Consider the following 21696-nt stretch of genomic DNA (forward strand, 5'->3'; position numbering starts at 1 on the left):
GGGGACACGCTAGCCGGGTCAGAGCAGGGAGTTGGGCCGGAACGTGGGTCGCCGGTCCTCGTCCTCCTTCGCCGGGCGGACGAACTCGAAGCCCGCGGTGGTCACGATCTGCCAGTGCGGGTCGGCACCGCGCAGGGCCAGCAGCGACTCGGCGCAGGCCACGTGCAGCGGCGGCGCGTGGAAGGCGTTGCGGCCGACCTCGTCCGGCGTGCCGACGAAGGCGATCGGCCGGCCGAGCGACTGGCCGCACCCGCCGCAGATCCGCGACAGCGCGCACTGGGTGACCCGCCGGCCGTCCAGCGTGGCCAGCGACCCGGCCCAGGCGAACGGCAGCTGGGTCACGGTCACGAGGCCTCCCGCGACGAGCCCCGCGACCAGCCGCCGAGCTCCTTGCGGCGTACGGGCCTCTCGGCGTCGGTCTTGCGCGAGCGGTCCACGGACGGCGAGGGCGGCTCGGGCTGGTCGCTGCCGGTCATGCCGTTGGGCAGCGACAGCTTCATGATCGTGCGCAGGGCCTGGCCGTACTGCCGGTGCAGCGGGCCGGTCGTGTAGGGGATGTCGTACTTCTCGCAGAGCGCCCGGACCTTGACCGCGATCTCGGGGTAGCGGTTGCTCGGCAGGTCGGGGAAGAGGTGGTGCTCGATCTGGAAGCCGAGGCTGCCGCTCAGGATGTGCAGCGCCGTGCCGCCCTCGAAGTTGGCCGAGCCGAGCATCTGGCGGAGGTACCACTCCGCGCGGGTCTCGTCCTCGAGCTCCTCCTCGGTGAAGTGCAGCGCCCCGTCGGGGAAGTGGCCGCAGAAGATGATCATGTAGGACCACAGGTTGCGCGCGAGGTTGGCGGTCGCATTGGCCTTGAGCGTGGACTTCCACTGCGGACCGGACAGCGCCGGGTAGACGACGTAGTCCTTGAGGATCTGGTTGCGGCCCTTGCGCGCGATCTGGCGCAGCTGCCGCTTCATCTCCTTCGGGTCCTTCCTGCCCTTGCGGATCGCCTCGAGGTCGAGGTCGTGGAGCGCGACGCCCCACTGGAACAGCCCGGCGAGCAGCGCGTTGTAGACCGGCTGGCCGAGGTTGGCGGGGTGCCACTTCTGCTCGCGCGCCATCCGCAGGATGCCGTAGCCGATGTCGTTGTCGTGGCCGAGCACGTTGGTGAACTGGTGGTGGACGTAGTTGTGCGAGTGCTTCCACTGCTCGGCCGGCTGGGCGGTGTCCCACTCCCAGTTGCTGGAGTGGATCTCGGGGTCGTTCATCCAGTCCCACTGGCCGTGCATGACGTTGTGGCCGATCTCCATGTTCTCGAGGATCTTGGCCACGCCGAGCAGGGTGGCGCCGGTCGCGAGGGCCGCCTTGCGGGTGCGGCGGGACTGCGTGCCGGCCATCAGCGTGACCCGGCCCGCGGCCGCGAGCCCGCGCTGGAGCTTGATGATCCGGTTGATGTACGCCGCGTCGGCGGCGCCGCGCGACTCCTCGACCTCGGCCCGGATCGCATCGAGCTCCCGGCCGAGCTGCTCGACCTCGTCGTCGGTGAGGTGGGTGTACTCCTGGACGTCTGCGATGGCCATGTGTCGCCTTTCGGTGGTTGAGGAGGTTGCGCTGGCAACCGTCTCGAAACTCAGATGTCGAGGGTGCAGTCGCCGACGGCGGCGGTGACGCAGGTCTGCACCTGTTCGTTGGGCTGGTCGTACTCGTCGCCGTTGCGCAGGTCGCGGACCCGGCCGGAGACGAGGGTGAGCGTGCAGGTGTGGCAGATGCCCATCCGGCAGCCGTAGGGCATCCCGACGCCGGCCTGCTCCCCCGCCTCGAGGACGGTGGTGGCGCCGTCGACGTCGACGCTCTTGCCGGAGTTGCGGAAGGTGACGGTGCCGCCCTCGCCGCCGTCGCCGCCGAGCTCGAGGGAGAACCGCTCGAGGTGCAGCCGATCCTCCAGCCCGGCCTCCTCGAAGTGCTCGTGGATCGCGTCGAGCATGGGGCCGGGGCCGCAGGCCCAGGTGTCGCGGTCGCGCCAGTCGGGGCAGATCGCGTCGAGCTTGCCCATCTCGAGCATGCCGTCGGTGTCGGTGTGCAGCCGGTGCACGGCCAGGCGCGGGTGCCGCTCCTCGAGGGCCGCCAGCTCGTCGCGGAAGATCATCCGCTCCGGGGTCGGTGAGGAGTAGTGCAGGACGACGTCCGGCATCGAGCCTCGCCGGTCGAGGGTGCGCAGCATCGCCATCACGGGCGTGATCCCGCTGCCGCCCACGAGGAAGAGCATCCGGGCGGGGGGCGGGTCGGGCAGCACGAAGTCGCCCTCGGGCAGGGCCAGCCGCACGATGGTGCCCGGCGCGAGGCCGTTGACCAGGTGGGCGGAGAGCTTGCCCTCCGGCATCGCCCGCACGGTGATCGAGATGGTCCGGCCGCGGCGGCGCGGTGGCGAGCTCACGGAGTAGGAGCGCCACTGGAAGCGGCCCTCGACCTGGACCCCGATGCCGACGTACTGGCCGGGGCGGTGGTCGTAGCGCCAGCCCCACCCGGGGCGGATCACCAGGGTGGCGGCGTCCTCGGTCTCGGGGATGACCTCCTCGACCCGGCCGCGCAGCTCGCGGGCGCTCCACAGCGGGTTGACCAGGCGCAGGTAGTCGTCGGGGTGCAGCGGCGTGGTCAGCTTGGAGCCGGCCTCGCGGACCTTCTGCCACGAGATCGTGCCTGTCGCCATGCGTTCCCCCTGCTGTGGTTGCCCGGAACTGCTCAGTGAACACTTGTCTACTGAGATGGTCAACCCTCCCCACGGGTGAGACGCGACTGGCACCATCGCCTCTCGTGAGCACCCCCGTGGTCCTGCTGGTGGTCGCCCTGGCCGTCGTGGCCGCGGGCGAGCTGGCCGCGCTCGTGACCGTCCTGGTGCTGTGGCGCCGGGTGACGCGGCGCGCCGTACGCCTCGAGCGGGAGCTGGACGAGCGCATCGAGCGCGACCTGGAGCGTGGCCGTCGGCGTCCCCGGCTCGCGCCGCCGCGGGTCCCGACCACCCGCGAGGCGGTGAAGGCGGTCTGGGAGACGGCGGCGCTGGTGCGCGAGAAGGGCGTGGGCGGGGCGCTGCGCAGCTCGGTCGAGGACCTCGCCGGGTGGGCACAGGTGGAGCGGCCCGACCTGGTCCGGCTGGCCGCGGGCGACGGGTCGGTGACGGTCCTGTTCTCCGACATCGAGGGGTCGACCGCGCTCAACGAGGAGCTCGGGGACGAGGCGTGGATGCGGGTGCTGGAGCGGCACGACGCCGTCGTACGCCGCTGCGTGGCCGCCCGGGACGGGCACGTCATCAAGACCCAGGGCGACGGGTTCATGGTCGCGTTCGGGCCGGCGGCGGACGCGGTCGCCTGCGCGGTCGACGTGCAACGTGCGCTGGCCGGGCGGCGGAAGCGGCCGTTGGACCCCGACGTCCGCGTCCGGATCGGCATCCACCGCGGCGAGGCGGTGCGGCGCGAGAACGACCTCTTCGGCCGGAACGTCGCCTACGCAGCCCGCGTCGCCGGGCTCGCGCAGGGCGGCGAGATCCTGGTCAGCGAGGCCGTGGCCGCGGCCACGCCGGACCTGCCGGTCGTGGAGTCGCGCGAGGCGGAGCTGAAGGGGCTGGCCGGGGTGCACGCGGTGCACGTCGTGGCGTGGGACGACCCGGACCCGGCAGCCGTCACCGATCGGTAAGGGCTGGACCCTCGGTCTGCCTTGTCGGCGCGACTACCGTGGCGGCCATGGGCTACAACGTGGAGAAGACCGATGAGCAGTGGCGCGCCGAGCTCTCGCCGGAGGAGTACGCCGTGCTGCGCAAGGCCGGCACGGAGCGCGCGTTCACCGGTGAGTACACCGACACCGAGACCAAGGGCGTCTACGCCTGCAAGGCCTGCCAGGCCACGCTGTTCGAGTCGGACACGAAGTTCCACTCCGGCTGCGGGTGGCCGTCGTTCTACCAGCCGATGACCGACACGGTGGAGTACATCGAGGACACCTCCCACGGCATGAAGCGGGTCGAGGTCCGCTGCGCCAACTGCGGCTCGCACCTCGGCCACGTGTTCCCCGACGGCTACGGCACGCCCACCGGCGACCGCTACTGCATCAACTCGGTGAGCCTGACGCTCAAGCCCGCGGACTCCTGAGCTACCCGACCGGGACCAGCGCGGAGAGCACCGTGACGGTGCCGGTGCCGTAGCGGCGGTCGACGTACTGCTGGAGGGTGCCGTCGTCGTGGACGACCTCGACGGTCACGCCCGCGGGCGTGGTCGTGACGGTCAGCGTCCCCGGCAGTGGCTCGGCCTCGAGGCGGCGCTGGACGTCGGCGGCCTTGGGGTCGAGGGTGCCGTTGTCGCCCGGGAAGCCGGGCTCGTCGGTGTCGTCGGGTGCCATCGGGTCGTAGAGCGCGGCCGCGATCGCCTGCGTGACCGTCATCGACGAGCCGTCGAAGGTGCCGGTCAGCGCGAAGCTCCCCCACCGCACGTCGCCGGACCGCTCGAAGGCCTGGTGCTGCGACCAGTCCCAGTCGACGAGCGCCGGGCCCGAGCACTGCGGCGGCCAGGACTCCGCGACGGCGCCGAGGCAGACCACCGGCGAACCGGTGCCGGTGTCCATGACCGTGACCAGGTTGCGGGTCCGGACCGGGCCGTCGGCGGCCGGGATCGCGGTGGGCGGCCCGCTCGGGTCGCTCCCGGGGTCGTGCGCGACGGGGGTGCCACCGCCGCAGCCCGCCAGGGCGGCGAGCAGCACGGCGACGGCGGCGATCCGGATCAGCATGCGGGTGGGACGGGCGGCCGACCAGGAGGGTTCCGGCTCCCCTACGGCAGCCGACCCACCAGCTCGCCGACCTCGACCCGCGCACCGGTGTAGAACGGCACCTCCTCGCGAACGTGCCGGCGCGCCTCGGAGCCGCGCAGGTGCCGCATCAGGTCGACGATGCGGTAGAGCTCGTCGGCCTCGAAGGCCAGGATCCACTCGTAGTCGCCGAGCGAGAAGCTGGCGACGGTGTTGGCGCGGACGTCGGGGTAGTCGCGGGCCATCTTGCCGTGGTCGGCGAGCATGGTGCGGCGCTCGGACTCCTCGAGGAGGTACCACTCGTAGGAGCGCACGAAGGGGTAGACGCTGACGTGCCGCTTGGGCTCCTCGTCGCTGAGGAACGCCGGCACGTGGCTCTTGTTGAACTCCGCCGGGCGGTGCAGCGCCATCTGCGACCAGACGGGCGCGAGGCGCCGGCCGAACGCCGTACGGCGGAAGCGGTGGTAGGCGTCCTGCAGCTCCTCGGACGTGCTGGCGTGCCACCAGACCATGACGTCGGCGTCGGCGCGCAGGCCGGCGACGTCGTAGAGGCCGCGGGTGACGACGTCGGCCTCGGCGAGCTCGGCGAGGAGCTTCTCGACCTCGGCGCCCTCGGCGGTGCGGTCGGCGTCGCCGAGGTCACCGAAGACCTGCTCCAGCCGGAACACCGACCACATCGTGTAGCGGATGGAGTCGTTGATCTCGCGAACCTTGGCTGCCTTGCTGGTCATGCCCCCCATTGTGCCGCCCGCTCATGAGCGGCCGAAGCCCGCCTCCCGCGCCTTGATGATCGCCTCGGCCCGCCCGGCGGCGTGCAGCTTGGCGTAGATCGAGGAGACGGCGTTGCGCACGGTCTTGGAGGAGACGTAGAGCTCGCGGGCGATGGCGTCGTTGGAGCGGCCGGCGGCGAGCAGCTCGAGCACGCCGCGCTCGCGATCGGTGAGGTCCGGGAAGGCCACCTGCTCCGGCTCCCGGCGCCCCGCGAACAGCCCGGCCACCCGCCCGGCGAGGCTGGCCCCGAAGACCATCCCGCCCGCGTGCGCGGCCCGGATCGCGCCGTGCACCTCCTCGGCCCCCGACCCCTTGAGCAGGTAGCCGCTGGCGCCGGCACGGATCGCGCTGAGGACGGTGTCGTCGTCCTCGGTCATCGTCAGCATCACGACCCGGACGCCCGGGTGCCGCGCGGTGACGCGCCGGGTCGCCTCGATGCCGTCGAGCTCGGGCATCTGGATGTCCATGACGACGACGTCGGGTGCGACCTCCGCGACGACGTGCAGCACGTCGCGGCCGTCCGCGGCGGTCCCCACGACCTCGGTGTCGTCGAGGGCGCCGAGCAGCGCGACGAGCCCGTCGCGGACGATCTGGTGGTCGTCGGCGACGACGACGCGGATGGGCTGGGTCATGCGGGCTCCCCCACGTCGGTGAGGCGCGTGGGCAGCCACGCGCGGACGGTCGTGCCACCCCGGGGCGGACACGTGACTTCGCTGCGGCCACCCAGCTCGGCGGCCCGCTCTCGGAGGCCGACCAGGCCCACGCCGGCCTGGGCCTCGGCCGGGATGCCGCGTCCGTCGTCGGCGACCTCGACGACCAGGTGGCCGTCCTCGAGGGCGAGCCCGACACGCGCCCGGGTGGCGTCGGCGTGCCGGACCACGTTGGTCAGCGCCTCCGCGGCGATGCGGTAGGCCGCGACCTCGACGGCCGCGGGCAGGGTGCCGACCGACCCGTCGACCTCGGAGTCGATCTGGACCGGCACCCCCAGCGACTCGGCGAGCTGCCCGAGGGCGCCGACCAGGCCGCGGTCGTCCAGGGCCGGCGGGCGGAGCTCGTGGACCAGCCGCCGCACGTCGGCGACGACCTCCTTGACGTGGTCGCTGGTGGCGGCGAGGTGGCCCTTCGCGGCCTCGGGGTCGCGGTCGACCAGCAGTCGCGCGGACTCGACCCGGAACACCACCCCGGACAGCGCCGGACCGAGCCCGTCGTGCAGGTCGCGGCGGATCCGGCGGCGCTCCTCCTCCCGGGCCACGACGAGGCGTTCGCGGCTGTCCTGCAGCTCGTCGGCCATCCGGCTGGAGCGGGCCGCGGTGGCCGCCTGCCGGACGAGGTCGCCCAGCAGCTGCTCGTCGCGGCGGGAGAGTCGGCTGCGCAGCCCGCGAGCCGGCAGGACGAGGCGGCCCACCGGTGCGTCGCGGTAGGTGATGGGCAGCGTGCGGGTCTCGGCCGGCGGCTCGCCGTACGTCGCGGTGAGGCGCTCGCCGCCGCTGCGGTCCACCTCGACCGAGACGTAGCCGACGCCGAACGCCGACGCGACGGCGCGGGCGACGGCGGCGAGCTGGCCGGCGCCCTCGTCCGCGGTCTCCAGCGTGGAGGCCAGGCCGGCGACGACGTCGTAGGGGTCGGCGCGGTCGCCGAGCATCAGCCGGCGCACGCCGCGGGAGAGGCGCTGGCGCAGTGGTCCGTAGAGGACGGCGGTCAGGAGCAGCACGGTGAGCACGACCTGCCGCTGACCGAGGGTGTCGCCGAGGGCCGCGGTCAGCAGGGCCAGGACCGCGAGGTCGGTGCCGACGAGCACGAGCGAGAGCAGGCCGTAGACCAGGGTGCGGCCGACCAGCTCCTCGACCGGCACCACGCCGGGGTGGACGATCGCGACGGTCATCGCGACTGCGGGCAGGGCGGCGACGAGGAAGACGACGAGGTCCTGCACGGCCCGCAGGTCGGAGAGGAGGCCCAGACCGACCACGATCGCCATCGCGACCACGGACCACAGCAGCCAGCGCATCTGGTCGCGCTCGAGGCCGCGGGAGCGGCGGTGCCGTACGACGACCGAGGCCATCGCGACCAGCAGGCCCGCGACGGTGACGGCGACGCCGACGGCCGTGGACCGGTCGGCGACGCCCGGCGGGAGCGGCACGGTCCACAGGTCGAGGTCCACGCCGGGCGGCAGCGCAACGTCGGGGGCGCGAACCCCGGAGGGGGCGACCAGGACGACCAGCGCCGCCAGCACCATCAGGGCGAGGGCCGCGCGGGACACCCGCCCCCACCAGCCGGCGACGAAGCGTCCGCTGGGGAAGATCATCAGGAGCGCGGCCACGGTCACCGGCAGGAACGCCCCGACCCGGTTGAGGAACCACAGGGCGAGGTTCTCCCCTGCCAGCGCCGAGCCCGGGCCGACGCCGTACCGGACGTAGGACTGCGCGAGCGCGTCCAGCACCCAGAAGACGCCCAGCCAGGCCAGGGTCCACCCCCAGCGCTGCCGCACGTCGCGCAGCAGGATGACGGTGGCCAGGACCGCGAGCAGGAGGCCGAGCACGGCGTACCCCCAGCCGTAGCCGGGGGCGAGCTCGACGCCGGGCCCCGTCGCCGGCGTGCCGAGGTCGAGGGCGACGGTGGCGACCAGGCCGGCCCCGGTCAGCAGGGGCAGCACGAGCACGCTGCCGTGCCGGCGGAGACCTCCCCTGATGTCCACCGGCACATTGTGATGCCGGTCCGGCCCCGAGAGGGCCGGACCGGCAGATTGGTCCCGCGTCATGTCGGACATGGCGTCGGACACGGGTGTCAGCGAGCCGCCGCCGCACGGTGCTGACGGTCCCCGACGAGGAACCCGATCGAGGTGGCGAGCAGCCAGAGGGCGCCGGTCACGCCGGCCATGTACTCCAGCGGCGAGACGCCGAGCAGGACCGTGAGGCCGCCGAGCACGAGGCCGACGAGGCCGATCCAGCGCGGGACGACGCCCTGGCGGTACGCCGTGAACAGAGCCAGGCCGGCGAGGCCGGCGAGCACCCACACCCACGGGATCGTGCCGATCCAGTTGTTGTAGAAGGACGCGCTGCTGTCCGGGATCTGCACGTCCGACTGGCTCATGCCCATCATGAACTCGGTGTCCAGGCCGCTGCCCAGGACGGAGACGACCGCGGTGCCGAGCAGGCCGCTGAACGCGACGGTCGGGGCGAGGCCGTCCGGCAGGACCGAGCGCAGCCGGCGGACCAGGCCGGCCGCGAAGACGACCATGAGCAGCGCACCGATCACCGTGATCGAGTGGAAGGCGAACATGACCGGCGCCTTGTCGGTCAGGGCCGCGGTCACGCCGTCGGTCGTGCCGTTGAACTCGGGCCGGTAGACCACGTCGACCATCGACGAGGTCACGATCGTGCCGATCCCGGCGACCGCCGAGCCGATGCCGGCGACGGCCCAGGCCCGGGAGGTGCGGCTGGCCGGCCGGGTGCGGACCGGGTGGCTCTCGAGCAGGTCGGAGCGGACCGGGTTGTGGGTCGTGACGGAGGTGCTCATGGCGTTGCTTCCCTTCAGGTCAGGTGTTCGATGACCTGACGGTGCCGGGCCGGATGTCCCGGCCGACAGGGACAACGGGGCAACGTCGGCGGGTCGCCGTCCCGGCAGTTGCGCCGGCTCGAGGGGTCTCAGGCCTGCAGGAGCGCCGACTCGACGGCACGGTGGGCGGAGGCGATGACGGCGGGGATGCCCACGCCGTCGTACGCCGCGCCGCAGACGGCCAGGCCGGGGACCTCGGCGACGGCGAGGCGGATCCGCGCGACCCGGTCGAGGTGGCCGACGGCGTACTGCGGCAGGCCGCCGCCCCAGCGCTGCACGTGCGTGTCGACGGGGCGGGCGGCGAGGCCGGTGGCGTCGGCGAGGTCGGCGAGGGAGGAGGCGACGAGCTCGTCGTCGGTGGCCTGGAGGGCGACCTCCTCGCGGTGCCGGCCCAGGGAGGTGCGCAGGAGCAGCAGGTCCTCGCCGTCGAGGGCGCCGCGGCCGGCCTCGCGGACCCAGCCCCACTTGGCGAACGAGAACGTCGACGCCTTGATCCGGCGGCCCTCGACCGGCGGGACCAGGAAGCCGGACGTGGTCTCGCCAAGGGCGCCGAGCACGTCGGAGGCACGGAAGGCCAGGGTCACCACGGCCATCGAGGCGGAGTCGATCGCGGTCAGCTCGGCGGACGCCACGGGCACCATGTCGGCCAGCAGCCGGGCGGTCGGCGCCGCCGGGGTGGCGAGCACGACCGCGTCGGTCTCGACCAGCTCCGGATCCGCGGCGGAGCCCACGGTCAGCGCGAACCGGCTTTCGGTGGTCGAGCCTGCCGCGGTGGTCGAGCCTGCCGAGACCCGGCGCAGCTCCCGCACCGTCGCCCCGGTGCGGACGGTGAAGGTGCCATCGACGAGGGCGTCCGCGAGCCCGGCCATGCCTCCGGCCAGGCCGGCGAACACCGGGACGTCGGAGGTCGGGAGGGCCGCGGCGGACTCGAGCAGCGAGCCGCGCTCGAGCATCGCGACCAGCTGCGGCACGGTGGCGCGGGCGGAGAGCTCCCGGGCGTGGCCGGCGTACACGCCGCCCAGCAGCGGCTCCACCAGCCGGTCGACGACCTCGTCGCCGAGCCGGGCGGCCACGAGGTCGCCGACGGAGACGTCCCCGTCGATCCGGGTGGGCGGCAGGGTGGGCTCCTGCCGGACCCGGGCCAGGCCCTCGTCCGACAGCACGCCGGAGGCGGCCAGCTGGGCCAGGTCGAGCGGCACGCCCATCAGCGAGCGCGGCAGCGGCCGCAGCGCGCCGCGGGTCCAGATGGTCGAGGTGGCCGTGGTCGGGTGGGTCACGGCCAGGCCGAGCGACCCGGCCAGGGCCACGCCCTCGGGGCGCCGGTTGAGCATCGCCTCGGCACCGACGTCGACGGTCACGCCGGCGACGGGGCGCCGACGGAGCTTGCCGCCGACCTCGGGCGAGCCCTCCAGGAGGAGTACGTCGCACCCGCGCGCAGCCAGGTCGTGGGCGGCCGTGAGGCCGGCGATGCCGCCGCCCACCACGACGACCCTGCGTGCCCGGTCCGGGGCGCGGTCGGGGGCGGGATCCACGACGTCAGGTTAAGCCCCGGGCCCAGCCGCGGGTGCACACGGCTGGGACCGGGAGTCTGGGTCAGCGCGTCACGCGCTGTCGGCCATCCGGCCGAAGGCGCTGCGGTGGAAGACCAGCGGCAGCGAGGTGTCGGCGTGCTCGACGGCGTGCAGCTGGAGGATCACGATCACGTGGTCCCCGGCCTCGACCTCGCGGTAGATCGAGCAGTCGAACATCGCGAGCCCGTCGTCGAGCGTCACGGCGCCGTCCTCGGTGACGGTGACCTCGAGGCCGTCGAAGCGGTGCTCGACGTCGCCGGCGAGCTGGCGGCAGACGCCGCCGTGGTGGTCGGCCAGCACGGTGAGGCCGAGGTGGCCGGCCCGCCGCAGGGTCGGCCAGGTCCGCGACGTCCGGGCCACGGAGAACGACACGAGGGCCGGCTCGAGGCTGATGGAGGTGAAGGAGCTGGCGGCGAGACCGACGAGCTGGCCGTCGACCTCGGCCGCCGCGGCGACGACGCCGCTGGGGAACACCCCGAACGCCTCACGGAGCCGCTTCGGGTCGATGTCCTGGTTGGTGGTCAGCTGGGCCGAGAGAATGGGGCTCAGTGTCATGCGTTCGCTCCTGTCGGGTGGAGGTGGCGGACGGCCGGCCGGACGCGGTCCAGCCACGCGACGTACGCCGTGGGGTCGTCGTGGGCGGCGTCGAGGACGTAGAGCCCGGGCGTCACCACGATGGCGCCGATCTCGGTGAGGACCGGCCGGAGCGTCAGCTCGGGGGCCAGCGCGTGCGCCGAGCCGGCGCCGAGCATCAGCGGCACGGCGACGCCGGACAGCCCGTCGGTCGCGAACCGGTCCAGGAAGAGCTTGAGCAGCCCGGTGTAGGTCGCCTTGTACGTCGGCGACGCGACCACCACGAGGTCGGCATCGCCCACCTCCTCGACGAGGCCGGCCACGGTCGGGTCGGTCCAGTCGAGCAGGGCGGTCCCGAGGACGGCCAGGTCCACGACGAGGTCGGGGTCCTGCCCGGTCAGCTCGCGGGCGACGTAGGTGGCCGCGGCCAGCGTCCGGGACTCCGGCTTGGGGTTGCCCACGACGACCGCGACGCGTCGGGTGCCGCTCACGAGGCGGCCCTGCGACCCTCGGCCGCAAACGGCACCTGGGCGTTGACGGCGGTCGGGTGCGGGTGCTCCCAGAGGCCGCGCCGGGCGAGGATCGGCAGCACACCCTCCCCGAACCAGTAGGCGCCCTCGAGGTGCGGGTAGGCCGAGAGCACGAACTCGTCGATGCCGACCGAGTGGTACTCCTCGATCCGGTCGGCGACCTCGTAGTGGCTGCCCACCAGGGCGGTGCCGGCGCCGCCGCGGACCAGGCCGACCCCGGCCCAGACGTTGGGGTAGATCTCGAGGTCGTCCTTGCTGCCGCCGTTGAGGTCGAGCATCCGGCGCTGGCCCTCGGACTCCGACTTCCTCAGCCCGGCCTGGACCTTGGCGATGGCCTCGTCGTCGATGCCGGCGATGAGGCGGTCGGCCTCGGCCCACGCCTCCTCGGAGGTGTCGCGGGTGATGGTGTGCATCCGGATGCCGAAGGTGATCTCGCGGCCCTGCTCCTCGGCGAGGCGACGGATCCACTTGACCTTCTCGGCCACGGCCTCCGGCGGCTCGCCCCACGTCAAGTAGACGTCCGCGTGCTTGGCGGCCACGTTGCCGGCCGCCGGGGACGAGCCGCCGAAGTAGATCGCCGGCTTCGGGTCGGGGATCTGGCCGAGGGTGGCGTTCTCGACCTGCAGGTGCTTGCCCCGGAAGTCGACGGTCTCCCCCGCCCACAGGCGGCGCACGATGGTGAGGAACTCGTCGCAGCGCTCGTAGCGCTCCTCCTTGTCGAGGAAGTCGCCGAACATCCGCTGCTCGTGGCTCTCGCCGCCGGTCACGACGTTGAGCAGGAGCCGCCCGCCGGTGAGGTTCTGGAAGGTGCCGGCCATCTGGGCGGCCAGGAACGGCGAGACCAGGCCCGGGCGGAACGCCACCAGGAACTTCAGCCGCTCGGAGACCTGGCTGAGCATCGCGGTCGAGAGCCAGGCGTCCTCGCACCAGGCGCCGGCCGGGGTGAGGGCGGCGTCGAAGCCCATGTCCTCGGCGCCGCGTGCGACCTGGCCGAGGTAGGCCACGGAGGCCGGACGGCCGGACGGGATCGCGTCGACGCCGTGCCCGCCGCCGACGACCTGGCGACCGTCACCGCCGTTGGTCGGCAGGAACCAGTGGAACTTCAGGGGGGAGGTCATGAAAGTCCTTTCCTCAGAGCTGCCCGTGGTTGGGCGGCAGGGTGCCGTCCACGGCGTAGCGGCCCAGGTGCTGGACCTTCCACGCCGCCGGGTCGTGGAGCGTGTGGGTGCGGGCGTTGCGCCAGTGCCGGTCGAGGTTGAGGCTGGCCAGCGCCGAGCGGGTGCCGGCGACCTCGAAGAGGCGGCTCGCCACGTCGACCGATGCCTGCGTGCTGGCGGCACGGGCCGCGGCGACCGCGAGGCTGGCCTGCGCGGCGGTCTCCTCGTTGAGGTCGCCCGCCTCAAATAGCGCCGTGGCCCGGTCGACGGCGCGGCCGGCCTCGCGGACCAGCGCCTCGGCGGCGCGGACCTGGAGCTCCATCTGGCCGAAGGCGTGCACGACCAGGGGGTCCTCCGCGGCCCGGTCCACCCCGGCGTCGGGGTAGGGCCGGCTCTTGGTGGTGACGAACTGCGCCGCCTCGGTGATCGCGGCGCGGGCGATGCCCGCGTCCAGCGCCGCGTGCAGCAGCTGGGCGAAGGCGCCGTAGGTCTGCGGTCCCTCGAAGGTGAGGTGGTAGGGCATGATCCGGGCCTCGGCCACGTCGACCTCGTCGAGCGTGACGGTGCCGGAGGCGGTCGTGCGCTGACCGAGGCCGTCCCAGTCGTCGACGACGGTGACGCCCGGCGCGGTGCGCTCGACCCACGCGACATGGAGGGGGCCGTGCCCGGGATCGACGAGCGTGTCGAGGTGCGCGAGGACCGGGATCCAGTCGGCGAAGAGCGCGCCGGTGCTGTAGCCCTTCACGCCGTTGAGCAGCCAACCGCGGCCGTTTCGGGTCAGCCGGGTCCGGATGTCGCGGACGTGCTTGCTGCCCACCTCGGACTGGGCGTTGCCGAAGCGCTTGCCCGCCAGCACCTCGCCGAAGAAGAAGCCCTGCTGGGCCGGCGTGCCCTGGTGGCGCAGCGCGTTGACGTAGACGAAGTGGCTGTGCGGGATCTGTGCCAGGGACGGGTCGCCCGAGGCCAGGATCCGGAACACCTCGGCCACGGTCTCGGCCGGCAGGTCGGCGCCGCCGAACCGGCTCGGGACGGTGATCGCGAGCAGTCCGGACGCCGTGACCGCGTCGAGCTCGGCGCCCGGCAGCCGGCGCTGGGCGTCGCGCTCGGAAGCTCCCTCGGCCAGCTCGGCCGCGAGCTGCGCCGCCACGAGGACGGCGCCGCTCTCGGTGAGCACCGGGACGGCGTCGCCGGCGGGTCGCTCGGCGGCGTCCTCGACCAGGGTCAGGGCGGGGGTTGTGCTCATGGTGTGCACTCCTCGTTGGACTCTTATGTTGACTAGATTGCTTGACTTTGAGCGCCGATGCAAAGCGAAACGGGTCATCAGGCGTCAGATTCCGGCGAACCGGCGATAGGCGCCGCCTTGCACCCACCGGGGTGCCTGCGGCTAGGATCTGCTCAATCTCTACAAGATTACTGGACAATGACGCCGGCTCAAGAGCCACCGGAAGGACGCCCCCGTGCGGATCGAACAGCTCGAGTACTTCGCCGCCGTGACCCAGCACGGGTCGCTGCGCCGCGCCAGCGAGCGCCTGCACATCTCGCAGCCCGCCCTGAGCGAGGCGGTCAGCAAGCTCGAGCGCGAGCTCGGCGTCACCCTGCTCGACCGCCGCCGTTCCGGTGCCCGGATCAGCCGCCAGGGCCGGCACCTGCTGCCGAACATGGTCGAGGTGCTCGAGGCCGTGGACCGGCTGCGCACCGCCGCCGGGGACCAGAGCGCCGGCAGCCGACTGGTCCGGGTCGGCACCGTCGACGCGGCCACCTCGACCCTGCTGGTGCCGGCCGTGCGCGGCTTCCAGGAGGCGCGCTCCGGGACCACCGTCGAGGTCCTCAACATGCAGCAGGGCGAGATCCACCAGGGCCTGGCGGAGGGCGCACTGGACCTCGGTCTGGTCAACGTGCTGGCCGGGGACGACCCGCCGGTCGGCCTGGTCGGCACCGACCTGGTGCACGGCCGCCCCGTCGTGGTGATGCCGGCCGACCACCCGCTGGCGGAGCAGGAGGCCGTCACGATCGACGACCTGCGCGCCGAGCGGTTCGTGGCGATGCGCGCCGGCTACGTCATGCACCGCTTCGCGCACCGGCTCTTCGGGCCGGAGATGCCCGGGACGACGTACTCCACCGACGGTGCGGAGATGGGCAAGGTGATGGTGGCCGAGGGGCTCGGCCTGACCGTGCTGCCCGACTACAGCGTGCTCGGCGACCCGCTCCAGCGCGCCGGGATCATCACGCACCGCCCCATCGCCGGCGACCGGACCGCGGTCACGCTCGTGCTGCGCCAGCGACGGCTCGAGCACGTCCCGGCGCCGGTCCGCTCGATGGCGGCCGCCCTGGTCACCCGGGCGCGGGCCTACCGGGAGGCGCAGGCCGGCTGACCCTGCCGGGAACCGCGCGGTCGCGTGCTGCGTCCCAGACCCATGACGACCACCGCTCCCCGCCGCCCGACGACCCGCCGCCGTGTCCCCTCCACGGCCGCCGCCCTCGTCCTGGGTCTCGGGCTCGCGCCCGCCCTGGCCGCGTGCTCGGCCGGCGGGAGCGGTGGCTCGGGCGACACCAGCGCGGCCGACGCCCCCGCCCCGGCGGCGGACGGGTCCGTGGCCGGTGGCGGGATGGTCGACTCCCTCGCCTCGGCCCGCGACATGGCCAGCTCCGAGAGCTACGCAGCAGCAAGGACCCCCGCGGGGAAGGCGGAGCAGCCGGCGCCGGACGGCACCGAGCAGGCGCTGATCTCGACCGGCACCGTGTCCCTGTCCTCCAAGGACGTGGCCGGCGCCCGCTTCGACGTGCAGAAGGTCGTGGACAAGTACGCCGGGGAGATCAGCGACGAGCAGACCGACACCGACGACGACGGGCACGTCGCCACGTCGCACCTGGTGATCCGGATCCCGTCCGCGGACTTCGAGAAGGCGATGGCCGACCTCAAGGGGGTCGCCGACCTGGAGTACGCCTCGGCCAAGAGCGAGGACGTCACGACCCAGGTGATCGACACCCGCAGCCGGCTCAAGGTCCAGCGCGCCTCGATCGCCCGGATCACCACCCTGCTCGCCCGGGCGCAGAACCTCCGCGACATCGTGCTGATCGAGAGCCAGCTCTCGCGGCGCCAGGCGACGCTGGACTCGCTCGAGCGGCGGGCGGCCTACCTCGCCGACCAGACCAGCCAGTCCACGATCACCGTCGACATCGAGAAGGCGTCGGTCGCCGCCGCCCACAAGAAGCACGTGGACCACACCGGGTTCGTGCCCGGCCTCAAGGCCGGCTGGAGCGGCTTGACCGCCATCGCCGTGGCCGTCGCCACCGCGGCCGGCGCGGCGCTGCCGTTCACCGTCGTGCTGCTCCTGCTGGCGCTGCTCGCCTGGCCGGTGCTGCGCACGCTCCGGCGCCGGCACCCGGGCGACCCCGGCGGCCCCGACCTCGCCGTACCGACCGAGGGCTGATCCCTACCCCTCGCCGCCACCGACCTGCCACGCTGTCGGACGTGCCCGACAGCAGCCGCCTCGCCGTCCTCATCGACGCCGACAACACCTCCGCCACCCACGCCTCCGCGATCCTCGAGGAGCTCGCGCGGTACGGCGTCCCGACGGTCAAGCGCGCCTACGGCGACTGGACGACCCAGGGGCTGGTGCGCTGGAAGGACGAGCTCCACCGCCACGCGATCCAGCCGGTCCAGCAGTTCGCCTACACGACCGGCAAGAACTCCACGGACTCCGCGCTGATCATCGACGCGATGGACCTGCTCTACACCGGCCACCTCGACGCCTTCGCGATCGTCTCCTCCGACAGCGACTTCACCCGGCTGGCGACCCGGCTCCGCGAGGCCGGCAAGACCGTCTACGGCCTGGGCCGGCGGCGCACCCCCGGCTCGCTCGTGGCGGCGGTCGACCGCTTCATCTACCTCGAGGTGCTCGGCACCCAGACCGGCCAGCAGCCGCCGGCGGCGCACGACGACGAGACCAACGGCGACGAGCCGGGGGCTCCCCTGCCGCCGCTCGAGCCGCTGATCCGCGCGGCCATCGGCTCGACCTCGCAGGACGACGGCTGGACGTCGCTCTCGGCCGTCGGCAGCCACATCAGCAAGAACGACCCGTCGTTCGACTCCCGCAACTACGGCTTCCCGAAGCTGGTCGAGCTCGCCCGCGCGCAGAACTACGTCGACGTCGAGCAGGAGCCCGGCCACCCGGTGCGGATCCGGCTGCGGTCGGCCCGCCCGGCCAGGAAGACCACCAACCGGAGGGCGACCGCGAAGAAGACCGCGAAGAAGACCGCGGGGAAGCCTCAGACCGGGTAGGACTGCACGAACTCCGTCAGCCGCTTGAGCTGGTCGGGGTCGGTGCTGGGGATGACGCCGTGGCCGAGGTTGAAGATGTGGCCCTTCGCCGCACGGCCGGCCTCGATCACCTCGGCGGCGCGCGCGGTCATCACGTCGGTCGGCGCGAAGACCAGGGTCGGGTCGAGGTTGCCCTGGACGCCGCGGTCGCCGACCTGCGGGATCGCGGACGCCAGCGGGGTGCGCCAGTCGACGCCGACGACGTCGGCGCCGGCCTCGCCCATGAGCGTGAGCAGGTTGCTGGTGCCGACACCGAAGTGGATCCGCGGGACGCCGAGCTCGCCGGCCGCGGCCAGCACCCGCGCGGAGTGCGGCATCACGTGGGCGGCGTAGTCGGCGGGGGTGAGCGCTCCGGCCCACGAGTCGAAGAGCTGGACGGCGCTGGCGCCGGCCGCCACCTGCACGTCGAGGTAGGCCGCGGAGATGCCGGCGATCTTGCGCATCAGGGCGTCCCACACGTCGGGGGCGCCGAACATCATCGCCTTGGTCTTCGCGTGCTCCTTGGACGGACCGCCCTCGACGAGGTACGACGCCACGGTGAACGGCGCACCGGCGAAGCCGATCAGCGGGGTGCTGCCGAGCTCGCCGACCAGGCCCCGGACCGCCTGGCTGATGAACGGGACGTGCTCGGGGGTCAGGTCGGGGATGGCCTCGACGTCGGCGAGGGTCCGCACCGGCCGGGCCACGACCGGGCCGACCCCGGGCTTGATGTCCAGGTCGACGCCGACGGCCTTGAGCGGCAGCACGATGTCGGAGAAGAAGATGGCCGCGTCGACGCCGTAGCGGCGGACCGGCTGGAGGGTGATCTCGACGACGAGGCCGGGGTCCATGCAGGACTCCAGCATCCCGGTGCCCTCGCGGACCTTGAGGTACTCCGGCAGCGACCGGCCGGCCTGGCGCATGAACCACACCGGGGTGTGCGGCACCGGCTCGCCCCTGGCGGCCCGGAGGAAGGCGCTTCCGGAGAGGTCGGGACGGGTCGTTTCGGTGGCTGCCACGAGGCGAATCCTCGCAGGTCAAGCGGCGTGTTCGCACATCGGTCGGGTGGCACGGGCCTACTGTGAGCGCATGGTCGTCCGTCAGGAGACGCACCCCGGAACGGGTGCGGGCGCGAGCCCCCCGGAGTTCCGGGAGGCCGTGGCCAGCATGCATGCTGCCCGGCTGCGCCCCGAGGTCTTCTGCGAGGAGATGCCGGCGCCCCAGCGGATCGCGCCCTTCGCCTCCGCGCTGTCGGCCGACGTGACCGTCGACGAGACCGACGTCGGCACCGGCCGGATCATCCTGCTGCACGACCCCTCGGGCAACGACGCGTGGGAGGGCACCTTCCGCTGCGTGGCCTACGCCCGCGCCGAGATCGAGCTGGACCTGATCACCGACCCGATGCTGGCCAGCGTCGGCTGGTCGTGGCTGACCGAGGCGCTGGAGGCCCACGCGGCGACGTACCTCGCCGCGTCGGGCACCGTCACCCGGGTGGCCACCGAGAGCTTCGGCGGCATGGCCGACGAGGGCGGCACCGCCCAGATCGAGATCCGCGCCTCCTGGACCCCCGTCGTGCCGCTCACCGCCGAGCCCGGCACCCCGCTCGACCTGGCCCCGCACGTCGAGGCGTGGGGCGAGCTGCTGTGCACTGCCGTCGGGCTCCCGCCGGTCCCCGAGGGTGTTGCGGTGATGCCGAGCCGCCGCGGCCAGCGGGGCTCGGTACGCTGATCCATGCCCTCCACACCCGACGCCGACGAATCCGTGGAGACCGAGGCGACCGCCGACGAGGCCCGCGAGGCCCCGGAGCCGCCCAAGCCCCTCCTCACCCTGCGTGACGGACTCGGTCCCGTCGTGGAGACCGAGTCCGCGCTGCGCGAGGTCTGCGCGGCGATCAAGGCCGGCACCGGCCCGGTCGCCGTGGACGCCGAGCGGGCCTCGGGCTACCGCTACTCCTCCCGCGCCTACCTGATCCAGCTGCGGCGCGAGGGCTCCGGCAGCCACCTGGTCGACCCGATCGCCTTCGACGACCTCGCCCCGCTCCAGGAGGCGATCGGCGACGCCGAGTGGATCCTCCACGCGGCGACCCAGGACCTCCCGTGCCTCAACGAGGTCGGCCTCACTCCGACCGCGCTCTTCGACACCGAGCTGGCGGGCCGCCTGCTGGGCTACCCCCGGGTGGGCCTGGCCACGCTGGTCGAGACGCTGCTCGGCTTCCGGCTCGCCAAGGAGCACTCCGCGGTCGACTGGTCGACCCGTCCGCTGCCCGAGCCCTGGCTCGAGTACGCCGCCCTCGACGTGGAGGTCCTCGTCGAGCTGCGCGACAAGCTCGCGGCCGAGCTGGTCGCGGCCGGCAAGGACGAGTGGGCGCGCCAGGAGTTCGACAACCTGCGCACCTTCGAGCAGGCCCCGCGCGTGGACGCCTGGCGGCGCACCTCGGGGCTGCACCGGGTCCGCGGCCGGCGCCACCTCGGCGCGGTCAAGGCGCTGTGGGAGACCCGCGACGAGATCGCCGAGCAGCGCGACGTGACGCCCGGCCGGATCATCCCCGACGCCGCCATCATCGCCGCCGCCACCGCGATGCCCAGTGAGCGCGGCGCCTTGCTGGCCACCAAGGGCTTCCACGGCCGCGGCGCCGAGCGCTACTCCACCCGCTGGATCGCCGCGCTGCGCGACGTGGCCGCGATGGACGAGTCCGACCTCCCGACCCGCGCCCCCCGCGGCGACGGGCCGCCGCTCCCCCGCGCCTGGGCCGAGAAGGACCCCGTCGCCGCCCGGCGCCTCGCGATCGCCCGCGAGGCGATGGCCGCGCTGGCCGAGCAGCACGGCATGCCGGTCGAGAACGTCCTCACCCCCGACTACCTCCGCCGGACCCTGTGGACCCCGCCGCACACGCGTGAGCCCGGGACGCTCCTCGACGAGGTCGCCGGGCAGCTCGCGGCGTACGGCGCCCGCAGCTGGCAGATCGCGCTGACCTCGCCGCTGCTGACCCAGGCGATCCTGGACGCCGACGCCGAGGCGGCCGCGAGGGCCGAGACGTCGGCACCGGCGGCGGCCGACAACGACGACGACGACGACGAGCAGGCCGCCGAGGCCTGAGCGGCCTCAGCCCGAGGGCGTCGCGCTCGGCGAGGCGCTCTCGGGGTCGAGCACCGTCCTGGACTCCGCGTCGACCTCCTCGCTCAGGCCCAGGAGGTCGTCGAGGACCGGGATGTTGAGCATCTCCTGCAGGGTGCCGCTGACGGCGCGCTCCAGGTCGGAGTAGGAGTCGAGCAGCGGCGGGACCTGCATGGAGCGCACGGCGGTGTTGAAGACGTTGCTGTGCGCGGGGAGCCGGCCCGGCTGGAGGAAGACGTCGGACAGGGCGACGTCGAGGTTGGCCGGGGCGAGGTAGCCCGCATGGGTCACCCGGCCCACGGACTGCGCGGACAGGGCGTGGACGAGGAAGTCCGCGGCCTCGGGGGTGGAGGCCGCGTCCTTGGAGATGCACAGACCGGTGATGTCGCCGATGGTCGCCGAGCTGTCGAGGACGGGCATCGGCATCACGTCGAACTCGAGGCCCTGCACCTGACGCAGCTCGGGGACGAGCGAGCGGAAGCCCTCGATCATCCCGAGCTTGCCGCGCTCGAACCACTTCAGCGGCGTGGCTCGCTCGACCTCGTCCTGGCTGAGGGTGAGGTGAGGGTCGCGGAGGAGCTCCAGTGTCCGCTCCAGTGCGGCCTGGGTGTCGCCGTCGGAGAACGCCAGCGAGGTCGGCTGGTTGTCGTCGTCGAAGAGCTTGCCGCCGCCGCTGTAGATGAAGGGTGCGAGGCCGCGCAGGGTCGGGTCGACGTACAGGCCGTGGGTGCCCTTGCGGGGGCGGGTGGCGAACTCGGCGGCCGCCGCGAACTGCTCGAAGGTCCACTTGGTGGCGCCGTGGCTGATGTCGGGGGCATCGAGGCCGCGCGCGATCATGGTGTCGAAGTCGATGAGCTCCTTGTTGTAGAAGATCACCATCGGCGAGACCCCGTAGGGCATGCACTGCAGACGGTTGTCGGAGCTGAAGGCCTGCAGCGCCTCGCGGGAGTAGCCGTCGCCGAAGTCCACGCCGCGCTCGTCGAGCATCGCGTCGACGGGCTGGGTCAGGCCCTGCTCCTGCAGCCAGGCGAGGTCGCCGCGGGAGACCATGAAGACGTCGGGGACGTCGTCGCCGCTGCGGATCGCGCGGATCAGGCCGTCGTGGTCGGGCCACGAGCGGACCTCGACCTTGCTGTCCTGCGAGAGCGAGTTGTAGTTGTCCGCGACCCCCTGGAAGGCCGAGATCTCGTCGGCGGGGCCGTAGACCCCGAACTCCAGGGGCGTCCTGGGCGTCGCGCTGGTCGGGAGGGGCGCGGGCTGCTGGGTGCCCGAGTCGCAGCCGGCGAGGGCCAGGCTGGCGGCGAGGGCCAGGGCCAGGGCCAGGACGGGACCGCGCACGCGCACCAGCACCCCTTTCGATG

At 73.3% G+C, this 21696-nt stretch carries 22 protein-coding genes; 7 read left to right on the forward strand and 15 right to left on the reverse strand.

The window, feature by feature from the left end:
• Positions 1–18: 18 nt before the first annotated feature.
• From FB382_RS14925 to FB382_RS14935, 3 genes are read right to left on the reverse strand one after another with little or no spacing between them, the layout of a single operon-like run.
• Entirely contained in the window at positions 19–348 is a 330-nt protein-coding gene (locus FB382_RS14925; protein WP_182540377.1) for a hypothetical protein, read from the reverse strand.
• Complete coding sequence (locus FB382_RS14930) at positions 345–1562, reverse strand: fatty acid desaturase family protein (RefSeq protein WP_182540379.1); 1218 nt, start codon at positions 1560–1562, stop codon at positions 345–347. The genes FB382_RS14925 and FB382_RS14930 overlap by 4 nt, the downstream gene beginning before the upstream one ends.
• A gap of 50 nt (positions 1563–1612) precedes the next feature.
• Positions 1613–2689: a ferredoxin reductase gene (locus FB382_RS14935; protein WP_182540381.1), complete on the reverse strand. Its 1077-nt coding sequence runs from the start codon at positions 2687–2689 to the stop codon at positions 1613–1615.
• Positions 2690–2793: 104 nt separating this feature from the next.
• Here FB382_RS14935 and FB382_RS22935 point away from each other — a divergent pair, with 104 nt between their 5' ends.
• Together FB382_RS22935 and msrB are read left to right on the forward strand one after the other, a co-directional pair.
• On the forward strand, positions 2794–3669 hold the full coding sequence (locus tag FB382_RS22935; RefSeq protein WP_220481366.1) for an adenylate/guanylate cyclase domain-containing protein: 876 nt from the start codon (positions 2794–2796) through the stop codon (positions 3667–3669).
• A 47-nt stretch (positions 3670–3716) separates the two neighbouring features.
• On the forward strand, positions 3717–4118 hold the full coding sequence (gene msrB / locus FB382_RS14945) for a peptide-methionine (R)-S-oxide reductase MsrB (RefSeq protein ID WP_125038269.1): 402 nt from the start codon (positions 3717–3719) through the stop codon (positions 4116–4118).
• A gap of 1 nt (position 4119) precedes the next feature.
• Here msrB and FB382_RS14950 read toward each other — a convergent pair whose 3' ends face one another.
• The 10 genes from FB382_RS14950 to FB382_RS14995 all read right to left on the reverse strand — a co-directional run bounded on the left by FB382_RS14950 (position 4120) and on the right by FB382_RS14995 (position 14164).
• Positions 4120–4749: a hypothetical protein gene (locus tag FB382_RS14950; RefSeq protein ID WP_182540383.1), complete on the reverse strand. Its 630-nt coding sequence runs from the start codon at positions 4747–4749 to the stop codon at positions 4120–4122.
• Positions 4750–4790: 41 nt separating this feature from the next.
• Positions 4791–5507, reverse strand: coding sequence for a hydrogen peroxide-dependent heme synthase (hemQ, locus tag FB382_RS14955; RefSeq protein ID WP_182540385.1), 717 nt, complete (start codon positions 5505–5507; stop codon positions 4791–4793).
• Positions 5508–5519: 12 nt separating this feature from the next.
• Positions 5520–6170 (reverse strand): response regulator transcription factor, encoded by a 651-nt coding sequence (locus tag FB382_RS14960; RefSeq protein ID WP_182540387.1) that lies wholly within the window; start codon positions 6168–6170, stop codon positions 5520–5522.
• Positions 6167–8230 carry a histidine kinase gene (locus FB382_RS22940; protein WP_182540389.1) on the reverse strand — a complete coding sequence of 688 codons (2064 nt, stop codon included), beginning with the start codon at positions 8228–8230 and terminating at the stop codon, positions 6167–6169. Before FB382_RS22940 ends, FB382_RS14960 begins: the two co-directional genes overlap by 4 nt.
• 89 nt (positions 8231–8319) lie before the next feature.
• Positions 8320–9051 (reverse strand): hypothetical protein, encoded by a 732-nt coding sequence (locus tag FB382_RS14970; protein ID WP_182540391.1) that lies wholly within the window; start codon positions 9049–9051, stop codon positions 8320–8322.
• Between the two features lie 128 nt (positions 9052–9179).
• A complete protein-coding gene (gene hemG / locus FB382_RS14975; protein WP_182540393.1) occupies positions 9180–10622 on the reverse strand; it encodes a protoporphyrinogen oxidase in 1443 nt (480 codons plus the stop codon).
• A 69-nt stretch (positions 10623–10691) separates the two neighbouring features.
• Complete coding sequence (locus tag FB382_RS14980) at positions 10692–11216, reverse strand: flavin reductase family protein (RefSeq protein ID WP_182540395.1); 525 nt, start codon at positions 11214–11216, stop codon at positions 10692–10694.
• The gene (locus FB382_RS14985; protein WP_182540397.1) at positions 11213–11725 is read right to left on the reverse strand and encodes an NAD(P)H-dependent oxidoreductase; all 513 of its coding nucleotides are present in this window, start codon (positions 11723–11725) and stop codon (positions 11213–11215) included. Before FB382_RS14985 ends, FB382_RS14980 begins: the two co-directional genes overlap by 4 nt.
• Positions 11722–12882, reverse strand: a complete 1161-nt coding sequence (locus tag FB382_RS14990; protein WP_182540399.1) for an LLM class flavin-dependent oxidoreductase — start codon at positions 12880–12882, stop codon at positions 11722–11724. The genes FB382_RS14985 and FB382_RS14990 overlap by 4 nt, the downstream gene beginning before the upstream one ends.
• 13 nt (positions 12883–12895) lie before the next feature.
• Positions 12896–14164, reverse strand: coding sequence for an SfnB family sulfur acquisition oxidoreductase (locus tag FB382_RS14995; protein WP_182540401.1), 1269 nt, complete (start codon positions 14162–14164; stop codon positions 12896–12898).
• A gap of 214 nt (positions 14165–14378) precedes the next feature.
• Between FB382_RS14995 and FB382_RS15000 the strand changes: the two genes are divergently transcribed.
• The 3 genes from FB382_RS15000 to FB382_RS15010 are packed head-to-tail and all read left to right on the forward strand — an operon-like array spanning position 14379 to position 17203.
• Positions 14379–15293 (forward strand): LysR substrate-binding domain-containing protein, encoded by a 915-nt coding sequence (locus FB382_RS15000; RefSeq protein ID WP_182540403.1) that lies wholly within the window; start codon positions 14379–14381, stop codon positions 15291–15293.
• A gap of 42 nt (positions 15294–15335) precedes the next feature.
• Positions 15336–16352 (forward strand): DUF4349 domain-containing protein, encoded by a 1017-nt coding sequence (locus FB382_RS15005; RefSeq protein ID WP_182540406.1) that lies wholly within the window; start codon positions 15336–15338, stop codon positions 16350–16352.
• 41 nt (positions 16353–16393) lie between these two features.
• Positions 16394–17203: an NYN domain-containing protein gene (locus FB382_RS15010; protein WP_182540408.1), complete on the forward strand. Its 810-nt coding sequence runs from the start codon at positions 16394–16396 to the stop codon at positions 17201–17203.
• Here the strand turns inward: FB382_RS15010 and hemE are convergent.
• The gene (hemE, locus tag FB382_RS15015) at positions 17191–18240 is read right to left on the reverse strand and encodes a uroporphyrinogen decarboxylase (RefSeq protein WP_182540410.1); all 1050 of its coding nucleotides are present in this window, start codon (positions 18238–18240) and stop codon (positions 17191–17193) included. The genes FB382_RS15010 and hemE overlap by 13 nt on opposite strands.
• Before the next feature lie 70 nt (positions 18241–18310).
• Between hemE and FB382_RS15020 the strand changes: the two genes are divergently transcribed.
• A complete protein-coding gene (locus tag FB382_RS15020; RefSeq protein ID WP_182540412.1) occupies positions 18311–18949 on the forward strand; it encodes a DUF3000 domain-containing protein in 639 nt (212 codons plus the stop codon).
• A gap of 3 nt (positions 18950–18952) precedes the next feature.
• Complete coding sequence (locus tag FB382_RS15025) at positions 18953–20317, forward strand: HRDC domain-containing protein (RefSeq protein ID WP_182540414.1); 1365 nt, start codon at positions 18953–18955, stop codon at positions 20315–20317.
• 6 nt (positions 20318–20323) lie between these two features.
• Here FB382_RS15025 and FB382_RS15030 read toward each other — a convergent pair whose 3' ends face one another.
• A complete protein-coding gene (locus tag FB382_RS15030) occupies positions 20324–21673 on the reverse strand; it encodes an extracellular solute-binding protein (RefSeq protein WP_182540416.1) in 1350 nt (449 codons plus the stop codon).
• Positions 21674–21696 lie beyond the last annotated feature (23 nt).

The organism is Nocardioides ginsengisegetis (assembly GCF_014138045.1).
Taxonomy (GTDB): domain Bacteria; phylum Actinomycetota; class Actinomycetes; order Propionibacteriales; family Nocardioidaceae; genus Nocardioides; species Nocardioides ginsengisegetis.

What these genes read in the sequence shown, in the direction of transcription:
- FB382_RS14930 (WP_182540379.1), bottom strand. Translation starts at nt 1,562, where the DNA reads ATGGCCATCGCAGACGTCCAGGAGTACACCCACCTCACCGACGACGAG.
- FB382_RS14935 (WP_182540381.1), bottom strand. Translation starts at nt 2,689, where the DNA reads ATGGCGACAGGCACGATCTCGTGGCAGAAGGTCCGCGAGGCCGGCTCC.
- msrB (WP_125038269.1), top strand. Translation starts at nt 3,717, where the DNA reads ATGGGCTACAACGTGGAGAAGACCGATGAGCAGTGGCGCGCCGAGCTC.
- FB382_RS14950 (WP_182540383.1), bottom strand. Translation starts at nt 4,749, where the DNA reads ATGCTGATCCGGATCGCCGCCGTCGCCGTGCTGCTCGCCGCCCTGGCG.
- hemQ (WP_182540385.1), bottom strand. Translation starts at nt 5,507, where the DNA reads ATGGGGGGCATGACCAGCAAGGCAGCCAAGGTTCGCGAGATCAACGAC.
- FB382_RS14960 (WP_182540387.1), bottom strand. Translation starts at nt 6,170, where the DNA reads ATGACCCAGCCCATCCGCGTCGTCGTCGCCGACGACCACCAGATCGTC.
- FB382_RS14970 (WP_182540391.1), bottom strand. Translation starts at nt 9,051, where the DNA reads ATGAGCACCTCCGTCACGACCCACAACCCGGTCCGCTCCGACCTGCTC.
- FB382_RS14980 (WP_182540395.1), bottom strand. Translation starts at nt 11,216, where the DNA reads ATGACACTGAGCCCCATTCTCTCGGCCCAGCTGACCACCAACCAGGAC.
- FB382_RS14990 (WP_182540399.1), bottom strand. Translation starts at nt 12,882, where the DNA reads ATGACCTCCCCCCTGAAGTTCCACTGGTTCCTGCCGACCAACGGCGGT.
- FB382_RS14995 (WP_182540401.1), bottom strand. Translation starts at nt 14,164, where the DNA reads ATGAGCACAACCCCCGCCCTGACCCTGGTCGAGGACGCCGCCGAGCGA.
- FB382_RS15005 (WP_182540406.1), top strand. Translation starts at nt 15,336, where the DNA reads ATGACGACCACCGCTCCCCGCCGCCCGACGACCCGCCGCCGTGTCCCC.
- FB382_RS15020 (WP_182540412.1), top strand. Translation starts at nt 18,311, where the DNA reads ATGGTCGTCCGTCAGGAGACGCACCCCGGAACGGGTGCGGGCGCGAGC.
- FB382_RS15025 (WP_182540414.1), top strand. Translation starts at nt 18,953, where the DNA reads ATGCCCTCCACACCCGACGCCGACGAATCCGTGGAGACCGAGGCGACC.